This is a genomic window from Rhizobium sp. CECT 9324 (assembly GCF_918741265.1).
Taxonomy (GTDB): Bacteria; Pseudomonadota; Alphaproteobacteria; order Rhizobiales; family Rhizobiaceae; genus Allorhizobium.
Genome location: NZ_CAKKMZ010000001.1, coordinates 1,685,749 through 1,703,150, shown reverse-complemented (window position 1 = coordinate 1,703,150; position 17,402 = coordinate 1,685,749). Strand labels below are relative to the sequence as shown.

The 17,402-nt window shown below is 64.0% G+C and carries 19 protein-coding genes; 5 read left to right on the top strand and 14 right to left on the bottom strand.

Annotated features, from left to right (window positions below; all coding sequences use genetic code 11):
- Positions 1 to 81 precede the first annotated feature (81 nt).
- From LQ231_RS08400 to LQ231_RS08390, 3 genes are all read right to left on the bottom strand, one after another.
- The gene (locus LQ231_RS08400) at positions 82 to 1,254 is read right to left on the bottom strand and encodes a phage portal protein (RefSeq protein ID WP_230171004.1); all 1,173 of its coding nucleotides are present in this window, start codon (positions 1,252 to 1,254) and stop codon (positions 82 to 84) included.
- 327 nt (positions 1,255 to 1,581) lie between these two features.
- The gene (locus LQ231_RS08395) at positions 1,582 to 1,887 is read right to left on the bottom strand and encodes a Dabb family protein (protein ID WP_113143871.1); all 306 of its coding nucleotides are present in this window, start codon (positions 1,885 to 1,887) and stop codon (positions 1,582 to 1,584) included.
- A gap of 87 nt (positions 1,888 to 1,974) precedes the next feature.
- Complete coding sequence (locus tag LQ231_RS08390; protein WP_230171003.1) at positions 1,975 to 2,589, bottom strand: glycoside hydrolase family 19 protein; 615 nt, start codon at positions 2,587 to 2,589, stop codon at positions 1,975 to 1,977.
- Between the two features lie 207 nt (positions 2,590 to 2,796).
- Between LQ231_RS08390 and LQ231_RS27195 the strand changes: the two genes are divergently transcribed.
- Positions 2,797 to 2,931 (top strand): hypothetical protein, encoded by a 135-nt coding sequence (locus LQ231_RS27195; RefSeq protein WP_290371348.1) that lies wholly within the window; start codon positions 2,797 to 2,799, stop codon positions 2,929 to 2,931.
- A gap of 376 nt (positions 2,932 to 3,307) precedes the next feature.
- Here LQ231_RS27195 and LQ231_RS08385 read toward each other — a convergent pair whose 3' ends face one another.
- The 9 genes from LQ231_RS08385 to LQ231_RS08345 all read right to left on the bottom strand — a co-directional run bounded on the left by LQ231_RS08385 (position 3,308) and on the right by LQ231_RS08345 (position 12,028).
- Positions 3,308 to 4,762 carry a terminase family protein gene (locus tag LQ231_RS08385; RefSeq protein WP_230171002.1) on the bottom strand — a complete coding sequence of 485 codons (1,455 nt, stop codon included), beginning with the start codon at positions 4,760 to 4,762 and terminating at the stop codon, positions 3,308 to 3,310.
- 237 nt (positions 4,763 to 4,999) lie between these two features.
- A complete protein-coding gene (locus LQ231_RS08380) occupies positions 5,000 to 5,353 on the bottom strand; it encodes a DUF559 domain-containing protein (protein ID WP_230171001.1) in 354 nt (117 codons plus the stop codon).
- Between the two features lie 252 nt (positions 5,354 to 5,605).
- Positions 5,606 to 6,070 (bottom strand): hypothetical protein, encoded by a 465-nt coding sequence (locus tag LQ231_RS08375; RefSeq protein WP_230171000.1) that lies wholly within the window; start codon positions 6,068 to 6,070, stop codon positions 5,606 to 5,608.
- A 153-nt stretch (positions 6,071 to 6,223) separates the two neighbouring features.
- Positions 6,224 to 7,384, bottom strand: coding sequence for a diguanylate cyclase (locus LQ231_RS08370; protein WP_230170999.1), 1,161 nt, complete (start codon positions 7,382 to 7,384; stop codon positions 6,224 to 6,226).
- Between the two features lie 421 nt (positions 7,385 to 7,805).
- Positions 7,806 to 8,000: a heavy-metal-associated domain-containing protein gene (locus LQ231_RS08365; RefSeq protein WP_230170998.1), complete on the bottom strand. Its 195-nt coding sequence runs from the start codon at positions 7,998 to 8,000 to the stop codon at positions 7,806 to 7,808.
- Positions 8,001 to 8,146: 146 nt separating this feature from the next.
- Positions 8,147 to 8,578, bottom strand: a complete 432-nt coding sequence (gene cueR / locus LQ231_RS08360) for a Cu(I)-responsive transcriptional regulator (protein ID WP_230170997.1) — start codon at positions 8,576 to 8,578, stop codon at positions 8,147 to 8,149.
- A 224-nt stretch (positions 8,579 to 8,802) separates the two neighbouring features.
- Positions 8,803 to 11,343, bottom strand: a complete 2,541-nt coding sequence (locus LQ231_RS08355; RefSeq protein WP_230173290.1) for a copper-translocating P-type ATPase — start codon at positions 11,341 to 11,343, stop codon at positions 8,803 to 8,805.
- Positions 11,344 to 11,429: 86 nt separating this feature from the next.
- Positions 11,430 to 11,723 carry a type II toxin-antitoxin system RelE/ParE family toxin gene (locus LQ231_RS08350; protein ID WP_230170996.1) on the bottom strand — a complete coding sequence of 98 codons (294 nt, stop codon included), beginning with the start codon at positions 11,721 to 11,723 and terminating at the stop codon, positions 11,430 to 11,432.
- Entirely contained in the window at positions 11,720 to 12,028 is a 309-nt protein-coding gene (locus tag LQ231_RS08345; RefSeq protein ID WP_230170995.1) for a type II toxin-antitoxin system RelB/DinJ family antitoxin, read from the bottom strand. The genes LQ231_RS08350 and LQ231_RS08345 overlap by 4 nt, the downstream gene beginning before the upstream one ends.
- A 150-nt stretch (positions 12,029 to 12,178) precedes the next feature.
- Here LQ231_RS08345 and LQ231_RS08340 point away from each other — a divergent pair, with 150 nt between their 5' ends.
- Positions 12,179 to 12,412, top strand: a complete 234-nt coding sequence (locus LQ231_RS08340) for an antitoxin MazE family protein (RefSeq protein ID WP_230170994.1) — start codon at positions 12,179 to 12,181, stop codon at positions 12,410 to 12,412.
- Entirely contained in the window at positions 12,409 to 12,732 is a 324-nt protein-coding gene (locus LQ231_RS08335) for a type II toxin-antitoxin system PemK/MazF family toxin (RefSeq protein ID WP_230170993.1), read from the top strand. Before LQ231_RS08340 ends, LQ231_RS08335 begins: the two co-directional genes overlap by 4 nt.
- 362 nt (positions 12,733 to 13,094) lie before the next feature.
- Here LQ231_RS08335 and LQ231_RS08330 read toward each other — a convergent pair whose 3' ends face one another.
- The gene (locus LQ231_RS08330) at positions 13,095 to 13,685 is read right to left on the bottom strand and encodes a TetR/AcrR family transcriptional regulator (protein ID WP_230170992.1); all 591 of its coding nucleotides are present in this window, start codon (positions 13,683 to 13,685) and stop codon (positions 13,095 to 13,097) included.
- A gap of 177 nt (positions 13,686 to 13,862) precedes the next feature.
- On the opposite strand from LQ231_RS08330, the gene LQ231_RS08325 reads away from it, so the two are divergent.
- Positions 13,863 to 14,261, top strand: a complete 399-nt coding sequence (locus LQ231_RS08325) for a RidA family protein (protein WP_230170991.1) — start codon at positions 13,863 to 13,865, stop codon at positions 14,259 to 14,261.
- Between the two features lie 48 nt (positions 14,262 to 14,309).
- Here LQ231_RS08325 and LQ231_RS08320 read toward each other — a convergent pair whose 3' ends face one another.
- Positions 14,310 to 14,774 (bottom strand): YcgN family cysteine cluster protein, encoded by a 465-nt coding sequence (locus LQ231_RS08320; protein ID WP_230173288.1) that lies wholly within the window; start codon positions 14,772 to 14,774, stop codon positions 14,310 to 14,312.
- Between the two features lie 383 nt (positions 14,775 to 15,157).
- Between LQ231_RS08320 and LQ231_RS08315 the strand changes: the two genes are divergently transcribed.
- On the top strand, positions 15,158 to 17,314 hold the full coding sequence (locus LQ231_RS08315; RefSeq protein WP_230170990.1) for a PBP1A family penicillin-binding protein: 2,157 nt from the start codon (positions 15,158 to 15,160) through the stop codon (positions 17,312 to 17,314).
- Positions 17,315 to 17,402 lie beyond the last annotated feature (88 nt).

Below are 17,402 nucleotides of genomic sequence, written 5' to 3'. Positions count from 1 at the left end.
TTGTGACGGAACCCCTGCGGGCGAGGATATCATTTGATGCCGGCGCGACAACACGCCATCGACGTCATCCCCACCCCACCCTCAATACCCCACCGCCTCGCGCTTCTCCTCGTCGCTCAGGAACCCCGCCGCGCCGACCCGTGCCCAGAGCGCGTCGCGCTCGGTGGCAAGGCCCGCCACCGTGTCGAGATCCGGCTCCAGCCGCAGCGCAGCGCCGGTGAGTGCGCCGAGAAACACCGAAAGGCTGGCGGCGATGCGCGCCACCAGCGGCAGCACGGTCAGCCGGTAGAAGGCCCGGTTGGCCTCCTGGTAATTGGCATAGGTGTTGTCGCCGGGAATGCCGATCAGCATCGGCGGCACGCCGAAGGCGAGCGCGATGTCGCGCGCAGCCCCATTCCTCGCCTCGACAAAATCCATGTCCTTTGGCGAAAGCCCCATCGACTTCCAGTCGAGCCCGCCTTCGAGCAGCAGCGGCCGGCCGGCGCGCATCGGGCCGGAATAACCCTCGTCGAGTTCGGTCTTCAGCCGCTCATACTGGTCGGCCGAAAGATTGCCGCCCTCCTTCGGCTGGTAGACCAGCGCACCCGAGGGCCTGGCCGAATTGTCGAGCAGGGCCTTGTTCCAGCGGCCCGACGCATTGTGCAGGTCGAGCGCCACCTGGGCTGCCGCCAAGGGCGGAAACCCCTGGTGGTCGTCAAGCGGGTGAAACAGTTTCAGATGCAGCAGCCCGTCGACGGCGATGCGCCGGACGGCACTGCCGGCACGGTCGTCATAGCCGGTGGGCCAGCCGTCGGGACCGAGCACGACCGAAAGCCGGTCGGGCCTCAGCAGATGCAGTTCGGCCGCCCGGTCGCCAAGCCTGATCGGCTCGACATAGGCATTGCCGGCCAGCAGCAGATGGCCATAAAGCGTCTCAAGGAAATCCGGCCCCGTCATCGCCGCGTTCGGCCGCGCCAGAAGCGCCAGCGCCGGATGGTCCGGCTGCTCGGCCGCATCCCGGTAAGCCAGCCAGGGAATGCTGGCGGCCGCCTCTGATATCATCCGCACCGCGCGATAGGCGACCGGGTTCTTCATGAACCCCTCGCGCGACAATGCTGCGTAGGAGCGCCCGGTCCAGCGCGCCTGCCCTTCGCCGGCAATCAGCGCCAGGGGGCCGGTCATTGCGCCGGTCATCGGACCGGTCAGCGCCTTTTGATCCGGCACGGGTCGTCGATCCCTGGCTGTAACCCAGGGCAGTCGGAACGGGAGTTTCATGCAGTGTCTCCGTTGATCGTGGAGGAACGGTGGTAATGCGCAAATGGCGTTTCGGCCGGCGGTCGGGGATGCGAACACGGCGGCAGGTGGTTACCCCCCTCTGCCCTGCCGGGCATCTCCCCCACAAGGAGGGAGATCAATCCTCGGCACGGCCATGCCCCAAACCATCGTCAAACTTTCAGCCGGCATCACAGAAAAGACGTCGTACAAACAAAAGCGCCCACCGTGTCCGCCGATCTCCCCCCTTGAGGGGGAGATGTCGGCGTAGCCGACAGAGGGGGGTGCCCCCAAAGCACAGCCCCAAACCTCAGCCGGAACGCCAGCCGCTCAGATCGCCTCGGTCACCGCCGCACCAACCTCGTAATCCGCCGCAAACCGCGCCTCTCGCAGCGGCTTCACCCGGTCGATGCTCTCCTGATAAAGCGGATGCGCCTTGTAGGCGGCCAAAGCTGCCGCATCTTCAAACTCGCCATAGACGATAAGGTCGATGCCCTGGTCGAACTGATCGGTCTTCACATTGGTGCCGATCTCCAGCGTTCTCGCATGCGGAATACCGGTCAGGATCGACAGCCCCGACCGCACGGCCTCCAGATTTTCCGGCCGCACGGTGAAGAAGACGATATGGCGGATCATGGCGAGCTCCCGGCAACAGATCAATGCTGCGGCGCGATAGCATGGCCGGCCCATCCGCTCAATGCCGCAGCCGGCCGACATGCACGCTTACAGCCCCGCCCGGATCGCCGCGTCGAACAGCCGTGCGGTCGCGGCCACCTTGGCCGCCCGCTCCAGCCCGTTGATGATCCGCCGCGCGCCGATCCAGTCGGCCTTCTGGCCGTCGAAATAGTCCTTCAGCCGGTGGCCGGTAAACGTGCCCTCCGTCATGCCGGCCAGCAGGATCGTCACCGCCACGTCGGGCTGCAGCGCGCGGTCGGGATCGGCGACGAGATCGACACCCGTCACCCGGCTCATCGCCGCATAATTCGCCTTGTGCGTCAATTGCACCAGGCCGCGGCCGAGCCAGCTCTTTCCGTCGGCATCGCGCCGCCAATAGGGTGTCGCCACCCAGGGCAGCCGGCCGCCGCGCCAGGCACGCTCGAGAATTGCAATTGCCGCGTCGTCGCTCGTCGCCAATGTCTCGCGCACCGGCTGCATGCATGCCGCCGTCTCGTGATGGGCGGTGGCGAGCATATAGGCAAGGCTTCGCGGATCACCCCAGCCGCGCCGCTCGAAACGGGCGAGAATCATCTCCATGCCCGCCACCTGTTCAGTCGTCAGCCGGCCGCCGAACACGGCCGCGCGCACGCCGGCAAAGAAGGTTTTTCTCGCGATCGGCATGGCGATCCCTCACGTCTGGCGGGTGAAAAAATGGCTCTGGTCAAGCGCGCGCAGCCGGCCCTGAAAAAATCTGCGGATTTAAACCGATTGAAGAAAATTCAATCGTTTAAAGGGGCTTCGGCCTATATTTACAAAGATTTAACACTGTGGAACTTTCCCCCCACAAGGACGTTTGAGGCACAGACTTCCAACGCGAGGAGGATAGACATGCAGACGAATACCGCTTCCCAGACCAAGGCTTCGGCCGTTTCGACCATCCCGGCCCATGTGCTGGAACGCCTGGAAAACGAGTGGCGCCAGATGCGCACAAGTTCGGCCCAGCCGTCATCCGCTTCGAAATAAGCGATCCACCGCTCAAGTTTCAGACCGGCGCCGAAAGGCGCCGGTTTTTTGTTGTCGATTGCGGTTTGATCGGGTGCAGTTTCCGCGAGCCTACTTCGCCGGGGCCGATAGTCCTTCGCCCCTGCCACCCTGATCTCGATCAGCGTTGGGCGTTGCCCCTCTATCGCGACCTGCTCTCGGTGTTGCCCCTGCCCCTCACCCTGCCCCTCTCCCCGCAGGCGGGGAGCGGGAAGGCCGACCGTCTGCCGGCCATGGAAAGGCGAGGCCAGCCCCAGCCGTTCTTCTCCCCGTCACAACGGGGAGAAGATGCCGGCAGGCAGATGAGGGGCAGACGCCCACGCCAACACAACACCCACGCCAAAACCATAGCGCCCGCTCAAATCCCCCGAATGCGCGGCTCGCCGCCGCCTTCCAGCATCAGCGCCGTCAGCGCCCAGACCAGCGCATCGAGCCGATCGGGCGAACGGCCGCTGCTCAGGCCATCCGGGCCGAAATCGCACATCTGGTCTTCGATTGCCGAAAACCGGGCCGCATGCACCACCCGGCCCTGCTCGTAAAGTGCTGCCACCGGTTCGGCGCGGAGAAACTTTCCGCGCGTCGCCCGGACCGTCGAGATCGGCAATGACGCCTCGATGCCGGTGAGTACGCTTGCCACCATGTCGCCGCCCTGGTTGATTTCGGCCACCACCCGGTCGGCCTCGAAACGGCGAAAGGCTGACACCACCGCGCGCGCCCAGACCGCCGGGCTTGCGCCCTCGACCGAGACATCGGCAAGCACCACCGCCTGGCCATTGTCCTTCAAACCGGCGACCACGATGCCGCAGCACGACGATGCGCCGCCGGCCGGCGGATCGACCGCGACCACGATGCGGCGCAAGGGTTCGGTCACCTTGACGACAATCTCGTCCAGCCGCTCGCGTTTCCACAGGGCGTCCGGCCGATCCTCGATCAGTTCGCCATCCAGTTCCTGCCGGCCAAGCCGCGTGCCGCCATAGCGGGCATCCAGCGCTGCAATGAAACCCGGCGCCAGATTGCCGGCATTGCCCGCCGTCGATATCCGCGTCAGCGCCGTCGTCGCGTCAGCGATCAGCCGTTTCAACAGCGGCACCGCGCGCGGCGTCGTTGTCACCACCTGGCGCGGCCGGTCGCCGAGTCTCAGGGCAAACTGCAGCATGTCGAATGTCGCGTCCGCATGTTTCCATTTCGCCAGTTCGTCGCACCAGGCCAGGTGAAACTGCGGCCCGCGCAGGCTTTCGGGATCTTCCGACGAAAAGATCTGGGCAATTGCGCCATTCGGCCAGACCAGCCGCCTACGGCTGATCTCGACCTCCGGCACCATCGGCCCGGCAAGTCGCGCAAGGCCCGAAGCGCCGTCGATCATCACCTCGCGCGCATCACCCAGCGTCTCGGCCACCAGCGCGATGCGCAGATCCGTGCGCCGCCCGGCCGCCAACACTTGCGCCTGCACCCATTCGGCCCCGGCGCGGGTCTTTCCCGAACCGCGCCCGCCGAGAATGAGCCAGGTCAGCCAGTCGCCCTGCGGCGGCTGCTGCTCGGTGCGGCCGACCAGCGACCAGTCGCGCAGCAGAAAAGCGAGGGCTGCCGGGTCGAGATCGGCGAGCGTGCCGGCCAGATCCAGTGCCTGCAGATCGGAAACTTTGCGAGCCGGTACCAAAGCACCACCGATCGCCTCCGCTACTGCCCTTGCCGAGGCCACCGCCATGGTGCGACACGCATTGACAGTGGCCATACCCGATGAAAATTCATCCAAAATGCCAGTCGCCTTGCGCTGTTGGCTGCTCTGCACCCGCTCCCCACTGCTCTTGGTCATCGCCACTCCCGATGCCTGGCGATAGCGCCGCGACAATCTCGACGCCTTTCCTCTCCCCTTCGAGGGAGAGGACGGAAAATCACGATCTTAGCCAAAGGCTAAGTCGTAGATTTTCCTGGTGAGGGGGACATACCATCGCCGACAAAGCCCCCTCATCTGCGAAATCTGACGTTTAGCCTGCGGCTAAGCCCTCGATTTCGCTTCTTCTCCCTCAAGGGGAGAAGCAAGGCCTTGCGCTCAGGCGCGCCCCTCGAGAACCTCGACAAGATGGCGAAGTACATCGTTGAGACTGGAATAGACGTCCTGGTTCCAAAAGCGCAAAACCCGGTAGCCAGCGGTGTTCAGATAGCGGTCGCGGACCAGATCTCGGCCGTCTTCCGCATGTTGAAACCCGTCCAGTTCCACGACAAGCCTTCGCTCCTGACAGACAAAATCCGCAATATACGGACCGATTGGCACCTGCCGGCGAAACTTGAAGCCGTTCAGCAGGCGATTGCGCATATGCGACCAGACGATCGCCTCGGCATCCGTCGCGTCCCGGCGCATCGATCGCGCTCGGCTGCGAACAAGTGGCGGAAAGGTCCTGGACATGGCGAAACCTCTTTTCGAGATTGTGCCAAAAGCCCGTTGAAACACAAGTTCACCCTTGGAACCCCAGCCATGGGGTGCCTCGCGGTGCAGACTTGTCATCCACCTTCTGCAACAACCGCAACGCCTTTCTTCTCCCCTTCGAGGGAGAAGAAGCGAAATCGAGGGCTTAGCCGAAGGCTAAACCTCAGATTTCGCAGATGAGGGGGACCAGCCGCCAACCCAAAATCCCGCCGACCCAAAACTCCACCCCCCTCACGGCGGCGCCCGCGCGGCCAGTTCGACATCGACCCGCTCCGCCACCCGCGCCTCGATCATCAGCGCCAGCTTCTGCCGCAACGCCTCCGGATCCTGGCTCAATTGCTGGCGCTCGTCGGCCTCAGTCCGGTCGCGGGCCAATTGCCGCTGCAGGCTGTCGATCTTTTCCAGCGTGCGGATGATCAGCGCGATCGCATCGGTCGCCGCCTTGATATCGGCGCGCGCCAGCTTGGCGGATGCCTCGTCGGCACCATCGAGCAACGCTTCGGCCGCCGCGCGCAGCCGGCGGAAGAGGTCGAACTGCGCCCGCATCTCGAGGGTGAAATCGGCAAGCAATCGCGCCAGTTCGCGGTTGGCGCCAATTTGCGCGTCATGTTGCGCGCCAAGCTCCGCTTCATCGGCCGACTTGACCTCCAGCGGCAGCAAAAGCGCCAGATCCACAGCCTCGTCATCGGTGATCATGTCAGACCTCCAGAAAACAAAAAAGCCCGGGCGACCCCGAGCTTCAAACGTCAATACCGAACCAGACCGGCCGCATCCGCGGATTTCCAACCATGACTAAACACTAGCAAAGCAGCGTCACGCCGTCAAGGATTATTTTCCTATATTGTGTTTTTACGCCGCCCGTGACCGGTCGCGGCCCTGGCGCTTGGCCTCGTAAAGCGCGTCGTCGGCGCGGGTGATCAGGTCGGCGGCCGTGCGCGGCAATCCTTCTTGCGTGCCGGCAAAGCCGGCGCTGACGGTGACCACCGAGAGCCCGTCGGTGCGGGCCGGATGGGGAATGGCGAGCGTGCGCACCGCCTTGACCACGCGGTCGGCGAGGAAGGATCCACCATTGGCCGCATCCATCTGAAAGATCAGGGTAAATTCCTCGCCACCATAACGGGCGGCAAAGCCGTCATAATAGCGGGCATAATCGGCCAGACGCTGGGCCACCAGCTTCAGGCATTCGTCGCCGGCCGGATGGCCGAGCAGGTCGTTATAGGGCTTGAAGTGGTCGACATCGACCATCATCACCAGCACCTCGGAACCCTCTTCCAGCCATCCAGCCAGCGTCTCGTCGAGATGTCCGCGATTGGCGATGCCGGTCAGCGTGTCGGTGCGCGACAGGTCGCGCAGCCGGTCGCCGAGGCGTTCGGCCCGGTCAGCACGGCGGCGCGCATCGTTCTCGGCCAGAAAGGACCGGCAACGCACGCGCTCGACATGCCAGTTGGCATAAAGCGTCAGAAAGGCGCCGGTGACGATCTGCACGAGAAAGGGGAAATGCAGCGCCGGATCGATGCCGACCTTAGTCTTCACCACCGCGATGGCGACGCCGCAGGTGATCAGGGTGAACGGCACGGCATAGCGGAAACGCAGTACCAGCAGCATGTTGCCGAAGACCAGCGCCAGCGGCAATTCGCCGATCGTATAGGTGGCCAGCGGCGATTGCGACAGCCAGAGCAGATAGAGCGGCAGCAGGCTGGCGACCATGACGCCCGGCAGCAGGATCGCCTCCCGCCAGGCCACCGGCAGGCGCGGCACCAGGAAAAAGACCAGCAGCGAACCGGGCGTCAGCACGCCGAGCCGCAAAAACACCGTCCAGGCCTGGATATCGGCCATCAGATAGAGGCTGGTCAGGTTGTAGACATTGTAGACCGCAAGCCCGACCAGAATCGTCTGGCGCAGATGCACGATGCGCATGGCGCCATAGGCGCGCTCATGCGCCGCCTCGACATCGGCGCTCATCCGCAACAGCCAGTCCGCCCTGGCACCACCCCGTTTCAATCCCTGCATATCCAACCTCGGTTGTCGGCAAACGCGTGGCGCGTCCGACACGAAACCCGCTTGTCATACAAACAACTTTCTAAATTAGACCGGAGAACCGCTAAAAATTGAGAGGATTGTCACTTTCCGCAGAAAAATGCCCGGCCCGCCTGCGCTCTTGCTGTCACAAAGACACCACGGAGACCTGACCGTGCAGCCCTAAGACAGTCGCCAACGCGCCTTCCCCCGCGTCTTCCTGCGCGCACCTTACACCTGCGCCCCTTCCCAGCGCCAATCAGGTCTGAGCCCCCCGTTGGCCGGGCGCACGGATTTCAGCAGCCGCCGCTCTCCCTTTAGATCGGCACTCCCGACAGACCAGCGCTCCCGATCTGCACTCGGGCCGGGCCGGCAACGCTACACGGTCGGGCAACTGGCTCCGAAAAGCGCCCTGTCAGAGCCTGACCGGCGTATAGCCTGCGTCGCGGATCGCTGCCTCGGCCTTGCCCGCGTCGCCCTCGACGCTCACCCTGTGGCCGACGAGGTCGATCAGCACGGCAGCCCCCGGCAGCGCGTCGGCGAGCGCCTGGGTGACGGCCTTTTCGCAATGGCCGCACGTCATGTCCTCGACCGAAAATTCTGCTTTCATGCTCAATTCCAACTCCTTCAATACTCGGTGCTTTTCCAGTCGATCCTGGATGTGCCTATGCCTGTGCGAGCGCCTGTCCGGTCGAGCCTGCCCAGTTTTACGGTCAGACCACCGCCATGCTTCTGCACCCTGCCCCGATGGCAAGGTCAAGCATTTTTCCCCGCCCCGCCCCCGGCCTTTTGCCGCAGCGGCTTGCCGGCAAGGTCGGCGAGGATCGGACAATGCGGCCGCGTGTCGCCATGACAGCTGTCGGCCAGATGGCTGAGCGTATCGACCATCGACTGCATCTCGGCGATCTTCACCTGCAGGTCGGCAATATGGCTGACCGCCAGCGCCTTGACCTCGCCGCTCGCCCGCTCCTTGTCGGCCCAGAGCTTCAACAGCCGCTCGGTTTCCTCCAGCGAAAAGCCGAGTTTGCGGGCCCGCCTGACAAACCGCAGCCGGTTGACCTCGTCCTCGTCATAGACCCGGTAATTGGAGGCCGTGCGCCCGGCCGGCGCGATCAGGCCGATCTCCTCATAATAGCGGATCATCTTGGCCGAAACGCCCGAGGCCGCCGAGGCTTCACCGATATTCATCTGTTTCTCCTTGGTTTTTTCCGCCCATGTTATCGATCCTGGATGACAAAGCCCCCTCACCAAGAAAATCTACGACTTAGCTGACGCTAAGATCGTGATTTTCTGTCCTCTCCCTCCAGGGGAGAGGAAAAGCCCCGCGTGCGCCGCCGCCTTTCTTTTCCCCCGGGAGGGGCCTTTCTTCTCCCCTGGAGGGAGAAGAAGCGAAATCAGCATCTTAGCGTCAGCTAAGTGCTAGATTTCGCAGATGAGGGGGACGCAATGATGGCAACATCCGTCACCCTTGCCCGCCTCAGCCGCAATGCATTCGACAGCACAAACACGCTCGACAGGCCCATCGCGCCGGCCCCGACCATCGGCGAGAGCATCCAGCCGAAGGCCGGATAGAGCGCGCCGGCAGCGACCGGGATCAGCAGCACATTGTAGCCAAAGGCCCAGAACAGGTTTTCGCCGATATTGCGCATCACCTTGCGCGACAGTTCGATGGCATGCAGGGCACCGGCCAGATCGCCGCCGACCAGCACCACATCGGCGCTTTCGATCGCGACATCCGTGCCGGTGCCGATGGCAATGCCGGCATCGGCCGTGGCCAGCGCCGGCGCATCATTGATGCCATCGCCGACAAAGGCGAGCTTGGCGCCTTTTGCCTGCAGGTCCTTGATCACGTTCACCTTTCCCTCCGGCAGAACCTCGGCGACGAGATCATCGATGCCGGCCCTTGCGGCAATCGCGCGTGCCGTGCGGGCATTGTCGCCGGTGACCATCATCACCTTCAGCCCAAGCGTTTTCAGCGCCGCAATCGCCGCAACGCTGGTCTCCTTCAGCGGATCGGCCACCGCCAGTGCCGCTGCCAGCCGGCCGTCGATCGCCACATACAGCGGGCTTGCGCCCTGGTCGGCCAGTTCGGCAACACGCCCCGAGAGCGGCGTCACATCGAGCCCCAACTTCACCATGTAGCGATCCGCACCGGCGGCGACCGAACGGCCGGCAACGGTTCCGATGAGACCAAAGCCCGGCACCGCCTGCATGGTCTCGACCGCTTGCCGGATCAGCCCGCGCCCTTCGGCCGCCCGGACGATCGCGTCGGCGAGTGGATGTTCGGAGCGCGCCTCAAGGCTTGCGACAAGGCCAAGCACCTCGGCCTCGTCAAAACCCTCGGCCACGACAATCTCCGTCAGTTCCGGCCGCCCCTTGGTGATCGTGCCGGTCTTGTCCATGACGACGGTATCGATGCCGGCCAGTGTCTGCAGCGCCTCGCCCTTCCGGAACAGCACGCCGAGTTCGGCCGCCCTGCCGGTGCCGACCATGATCGAGGTCGGGGTGGCGAGCCCCATGGCGCAGGGGCAGGCGATGATCAGCACGGCAACGGCCGCAACCAGTCCGTAGGTATAGGCAGGCTCCGGCCCGACGGCCAGCCAGACGACGAAGGTGACGAGTGCCACCGCGATCACCGCCGGCACGAACCAGGCCGTCACCTGGTCGACCAGCTTCTGGATCGGCAGCTTGGCGCCTTGGGCTTCACCTACCATGCGGATGATGCGCGACAGCATCATGTCGGCGCCGACGCCGGTGGCGGTAAACCTCAGGCTGCCGGACCCGTTGACCGTGCCGCCGATGACGGTTGCCCCCGGCCCTTTTTCGACCGGGATCGGCTCGCCGGAAATCATCGCCTCGTCCACCGCACTGGTGCCGTCGATCACCGCGCCGTCGACCGGAATGCGCTCGCCCGGACGGATCACGACGATATCGCCGACCACGACCTGACCGACGTCCAGATCGAGTGTCTGGCCATCGCGCTCGACCCGTGCGGTCTTTGCCTGCAGGCCCGCCAGCTTGCGGATCGCCGCCCCGGTCCGGCCCTTGGCGCGGGCCTCGAGCAGGCGGCCGAGCAGGATCAGCGTGACGATGACGGTGGCCGCCTCATAATAGACATGCCGGGCTTCGACCGGCAGCAGACCGGGCGCAAACGTCGTCACCAGCGAATAGAGATAGGCAGCCCCGGTGCCAAGCGCGACCAGCGCATTCATGTCGGGTGCCAGCCGCAAAAGGGCCGGAATACCCTTGGCGAAGAAGCGTCGGCCGGGGCCAAGCAGCACCAGCGTCGCTAGCGCAAACTGCAGATAATACAGGGTGTTGCCGGGAAATATGCCCATCAGCGTGTGATGCAGAGGCGGATAGAGATGGCTGCCCATTTCCATGACAAACAGCGGCAGCGACAAGACAAGCGCGATCAGGAAATCGCGCTTCAGGACGGCGATTTCGCGTTCCTTGGCCTGTTCGCGATGGTCGGTCTCGCCTGCTTCCGCCTGAACCTTCGCCTTGTAGCCGGCCTTTTCGACCGCCCTGACCAAAGCCGGCACGGCATCCTTGCCGCCAAGCACGGTCACCAGCGCCTTGCCGCTCGCCAGATTGACCGATGCGTCCTCGACCGCGGGCACGGTTTTCAGCGCCTTTTCCACCCGCGCGACGCAGGAGGCGCAGGTCATGTCCTCGATATCGAGGGTGATCACCGCGACGCTTGCCTGATAACCGGCATCGCGCACCGCCTTGACCAGTGCCCCGGCGGAAAAGCCCTGCCCCGGCGTGACGGATAGCGTCTCGGTGGCAAAATTGACCGCGCTCGCCGCGACGCCCTCGACCTTCGCCGCCGCCGTCTCGACCCGCTTGACGCAGGACGCACAACTCATGCCGTCGACGCGGATCTGCAGGGTCTGGACGCCGGGCTGGAGGGCAACGTCTGGTGTGACAAAGTCTGGTCTTGATTGCATGTTCATGGTCATTCACCTCTGCCCCCTACATGGACCTTCCCATCATGGGAGGGTCAAGGGGTGGGTGGGGAAATTTTGTGGGATGTTTACGTTTCCGGCGACGCATCCGGCCAGCGTTGCGCGCCATGCAGAACACACAGAACCCGGATGCGGTCATGAAGAACAGCATAGGCCGCAATGTAAGGCGTCCCGCTGATAACGATCTCCCGCGTTGCCTCGATACGGCCGGGCCGACCGCTTTCGGGAAAGTCCCGGAGCCTACCGATGGCCGCGGCGATGCGCTCGTCCACGTCGATTGCCGCACGCGGATTTTCGGCTTCGATATAGTCGAAGATCAATGCACGGTCAGCCAGGGCATAGGCCGACCATTTGAGCTTCACAGCGCCTCACCACCCAGCTTGCCGCGCGCTTTCTGCCGCCGTTCGGCAAAATGCGCCTCGACGTCCTCATCCTCGATATCAGGACGCGAATCCTCCAAAGCCTCCAAGACCTTCCGGCGAAACCAGGCATCATGCTCTTGCGGATCGGCGAGCAGTTCCAGCGGCAAGGCGCCCTCATTGGCGGTGCGGGTCAACAGAATGCGCACGGCGTCGGACACCGTCAGGCCCATGCGTTCCAAAACCACAGCCGCCCGGTCTCTGATGTCGGGATCAATCCGGGTCTGGACGAGCGCGTTGGATGACATGGCGAAACTCCGTTTGATGCGAACAATGTAATGCATATGCATGACGTTCGCAAATCATAACGCCCCCGACTTCTGCTCCATGTTTGCCGCTGTGTTGCAGCGTCGCCAGAAGCATGTTACATGTAACTTCTTCACTTTGGAGAGCTATCCATGGCGACATCTGTCAGCAAACGCGTGGAAAAGCGGCGACAGGCAATGCGCGCGGCCGGGCTGAGGCCGGTGCAGATCTGGGTGCCGGATACGCGCCGGCCGGGTTTCATCGAGGAATGCCGGCGGCAGGCGCTGCAGGTGGCGGCAGCGGATGCCGGCGATCGCGACCTGCAGGACCTGCTCGATGCTGCGTTTTCCGATCTTGCAGCAGGGCTTTCCGAGGATGAGACTTGAGACGCGGCGACGTCGTCACGGTTGCGATGTCCGGCGATTTCGGCAAGCCGCGCCCCGCCCTGATCGTCCAGGCCGACGCCTTTGCCGAAACGGGCACCCTCGCTGTCCTTTTGATTTCCAGCACACTCGTCGATGCACCGCTGCTGCGACCAGATCTGGCGCCTGCGCCTGAAAACGGGCTGGTGCGGCCCTCGCAAGTGATGGTGGACAAGATCATGGCGGTCAAGCGCGAGCGAATAGGCGCGGTGATCGGACGGGTGGACGACGAGACCCTGCTGACCGTCACGCGGAATATGGCGGTGTTTCTCGGGATGGGGTGACGTCTGATCAACCGCCCCTCATCCGGCTGCCGCCACCTTCTCCCCGCAAGCGGGGAGAAGGACGAGGACCGTGGACATCCCGGCCCCGACTGGCCGACATAGGCAAGTGCTGCGACTGTCGTTGATCGGGGCAGAACGACGACCAGCTGCGCCTTCTCCCCGTCAAAACGGGGAGAAGGTGGCGGCAGCCGGATGAGGGGCAAGGCAGGCAGACGCGCCGATCGATATCGCGCCGGTACCGGCGCGCACCGCTATGCGTCACGCCCTGATGGCGGATCTCGGCGATGCCCCCTAGTCCCCCACCCGATACTTCCATCGCCACTTCTGTCATCACGCGGAACAGTCGCCGCCCCGCGTCGCGCTCAAGCCTCTTTCAACAGTCCCGACGCGAGCGCGCGAAACGCCTCGATGGCCTTGGGCAGGACGTCGTGCGGGTGGTCGCTGGCGGCGATCCATAACGCTGCGTTGAGGGCGGCGCCACTGACCAGCCGCGCGGCGGCCTCGGCATCGACCGGTTTGAGGACGCCTTTTTCCAGCAGGTCGGCAATCGCCTGCCGGGTCGCGACGAGGCAACTGTCTTGGCTTGGCCATTGCGACGGGTCGCCGAGGACCGCGGGGCCGTCGAGGAGGACGATGCGCTGGATCTCCGGGTCAAGCGCCATCTCGATATAGGCGACACCCTCGGCAAGCAGCGCCTGCCAGCCGTCAGCCTCGCTTGCGCCGACCGCCTTGGCGCGGGCCGCCATCTCGCTGTCGATCTGGTGGACGACGGCGGCCAGCAGGCCGCGCTTGTCGCCGAAATTGTGGTAGAGCGCGCCGCGCGTCAGGCCGACTTCTGCGGTCAGTTCGTCCATCGACGCCGCCGCATAACCCCTGACTGCAAAGGCCCGGCGCGCCGCAGCGATCAGCCGGGCGCGATTTTCTTCCATCTTTTCCAGCCGCTTGGCAGCCATGGCGACGCCTTCTCACATACGTTGCGTATTTGAATTTGACATACGATGCGTATGTGAATATCAATTCCACATACGCATCGTATGTCACCGGATATAGCACCGCCGGTTGATGACGGGAAGTCACACCGGTTCACGTGACCCTCCGATGCGTGCAAGCGATCACGAAAGGATCCGACAATGACAAAACGCGACGCAGTCTTCCCGGCCAACCGGCACGCGCTCTATGACGCGCATGGCTATTCGGCCGCCATCCGCTCGGGCGATTTCCTCTTTGTATCCGGCCAGGTCGGAAGCCTCGAAGATGGCTCCGCCGAACCCGACTTCGAAAAACAGGTGGAACAGGCGTTCCGCAATCTCGAGGCGGTATTGCAGGCCGCCGGCTGCGGCTTCGACGACATCGTCGATGTGCAGACCTTCCACACCGATCCGCAAAACCAGTTCGACACGATCATGGCGGTGAAGAACCGTATTTTCCCCGAAGCGCCCTATCCGAGCTGGACCGCGCTCGGCGTCACCTGGCTTGCCGGGTTCGACTTCGAAATCAAGGTGATCGCAAGGCTGCCGCAGGCCGGCTGAACCGGCAGACGGTGATGGCGATCAGGCGGGTAGCTCCCCCTATCCGCCCTACTCCGCTCCGTCGCCCACCGTCATCGGCCAGTCGACCAGATAATCCTCGAAATCGTCGACATCGACATCGTCTTCCGAGACCGTGCGGCCGCGGGCCGATATGCCGGCCTCGTGCACGGTTTCGGGATCGCCGGAAACGAGCGGGTGCCACCAGTAGAGGTCGCGGCCCTCATGCACGAGGCGGTAGCCGCAGGTCGGTGGCAGCCAGACGATGGTGTCGACCTGGTCGGGGGTGAGCTGGATGCAGTCCGGCACGATCTTCTGGCGGTTGGGATAGTCCCTGCACCGACAGCTTTCGCCGTCGAGCAACGTGCAGGCAACGGAGGTGAAGGCCACCTCGCCGGTGTCCCAGTCCTCCAGCTTGTTGAGACAACAGAGACCGCAGCCGTCGCACAGCGCTTCCCATTCGGGCAGGCTCATTTCGGTCAGGCCCTTGGTCTTCCAGTACGGGATCTCCCTCATGCCGCCTTTGACGTCGCCATTGACGGTGTCATTGATGTTTTCATTGATGTTGTCCGGGCCGGTGTCATGGCTGATGTCCGTTGTCATCTCTGGTGTCATGGCCATCGTGAACGCTCCGCACGCAATTCTTCTTGTTCTTTTCAGTCAAATCGACCATCAATCAGCAAAGGCCGATTTGCCCTTGTCTCGCCCCGGTCCTGAGCCTTTCGGGCCGTCGCGTCAAGGGTTTTGGGCCGGCCGAGGGTCCGGGCAGACCTTCCGGTGAAGGTCGAGGATACACGGCAACAAAGCCGTATTTGCGACAACCGGTCGTCGCGCGCGCAGGCGGCAGCCGACAAAGACAGGCCAGTTATGGGCCATAGACGGGCCAGGGGCAGACCAGAGTGAGCGAGCAGAACCAGCCAGAACCGGGACAAAAGCCCCGCCTCAAGCGGCATTTCTTTCTGCGCATCGACAGCTGGCTCGACTCGACGCTGTGGAATGCCGGCTATGATCTGGTCGAGATCTGGGAGGAGATCACCATCTTCTTCCGCCGGTTCCGGGTGCGCGGCTGGAAGAAGCTCGGTTTCGAAATCGCCGGCGAGGCGATGACGCTCGGCACGGCCGGCATGGTCGTGCTCCTGACGCTGGCCCAGCCGGCGCTGGAGGAAACAAAGAAAGACTGGCGCAACCACGACAATTTCGCCGTCACCTTTCTCGACCGCTACGGCAATACGATCGGCCATCGCGGCATCATCCATGAAAACCTGGTGCCGATCGACGACCTGCCCGACCACCTGATCAAGGCGGTGCTGGCGACCGAGGACCGGCGTTTCTTCGAGCATTTCGGCATCGATTTCCTCGGCCTTGCCCGCGCCATGACCGAAAACGCCAAGGCCGGCACGGTCGTGCAGGGCGGCTCGACACTGACCCAGCAGCTGGCGAAAAACCTGTTCCTGACCAATGAGCGGTCGATCGAGCGCAAGATCAAGGAAGCCTTCCTGGCGCTGTGGCTGGAGGCCAATCTCTCCAAGAAGGAGATCCTGTCGCTCTATCTCGACCGCGCCTATATGGGCGGCGGCACGTTCGGGGCGGCGGCGGCCTCGCAATTCTATTTCGGCAAGAGCATTACCGAGGTGACTTTGGCGGAAGCGGCGATGCTGGCCGGCCTGTTCAAGGCACCGGCGAAATATGCGCCGCATGTCAACCTGCCGGCGGCGCGTGCGCGTGCCAATGACGTTTTGACCAATATGGTGCAGAGCGGGCTGATGAGCGAGGGCCAGGTGGTCTCGGCAAGGCGCAATCCGGCCACCGTGGTTGATCGCGACGAGGCGGAAGCGCCCGACTATTTCCTCGACTGGGCCTTCGAGGAGGTGCAGAAGATCGCCGCACGCTTCAAGGACCATACGCTGGTCGTGCGCACCACGATCGATACCGGGTTGCAGCAGGCGGCCGACGAGGCTGTCGCCTCGTCGCTGCGCGAATATGGCGAGAGCTATAACGTCAAGCAGGGCGCGCTGGTGATGCTGGAAAGCGGCGGCGCCGTGCGGGCCATGGTCGGCGGGCGCGACTATGGCGAAAGCCAGTTCAACCGCGCCACACGGGCGCTGCGCCAGCCGGGTTCGTCGTTCAAGATCTATACCTATGCGCTGGCGATGGAAAACGGCTACACGCCGTCGACCGTGGTCACCGACGGGCCGATCGCCTGGGGCAATTGGAGCCCGCACAATTACGGCAACAGCTATGCCGGCCGCGTCACCATCGAGACGGCGCTGGCGAAATCGATCAACACCATTCCGGTGCGGCTCGCCAAGGAAAAGCTCGGCATCGATGCGATCATGCAGACGGCCAAGGCGATGGGCGTCGAGACGCCGCTCAGGAAGGACGTCACCATTCCGCTCGGCACGACGGAAGTCACCGTGATGGACCAGGCGACGGCCTATGCGGTTCTGCCGGCCGGCGGCTACCAGTCGCGCCGGCACGGCATCGCCCAGATCATGAACTACCAGGGCGAGGTGCTCTATGACTTCGACCGCGACGCGAAGCCGGCCGAGCGCATCCTGACCGCCCAGGCGGCTGCCTACATGAACCAGATGATGACCAAGATCCCCTATATCGGCACGGCGCGCCGGGCAGCGCTCGATCACGGCATCGTCACGGCCGGCAAGACCGGCACGACCCAGGCCTATCGCGATGCCTGGTTCGTCGGTTATACCGGCAATTACACCGGCGCCGTCTGGTTCGGCAATGACGACTATACCTCGACCAACAACATGACCGGCGGCTCGCTGCCGGCGACGACCTTCAAGAAGCTGATGGATTATGCCCATCAGGGCATCGACCTGAAGCCGATCCCCGGCATCGAGAACCCGCTGCCCGGCCCAGAGGTGGCGAAGGCCGCAGCCGAGGCCAAGCCCGAAGACGACCCGGCCGCCCTGCCCGCCATGGTGCGTCCGCGCTCGCTGTCGGCGCAGTCGACCCGGCTGATTCGCGATATTGCGGCGAAACTGCGGCTGGCGGCGCCGCTCGGGCCTTCACAAAGCGCATCCATCCTGAATTGACACAGACGCCCGGCCGCCGGCCGTGGCCCGGCACCCCATTTTTAGGGGGCCATTAATCATAGCGTCAGCGATCCTCGACGGTTTCCCG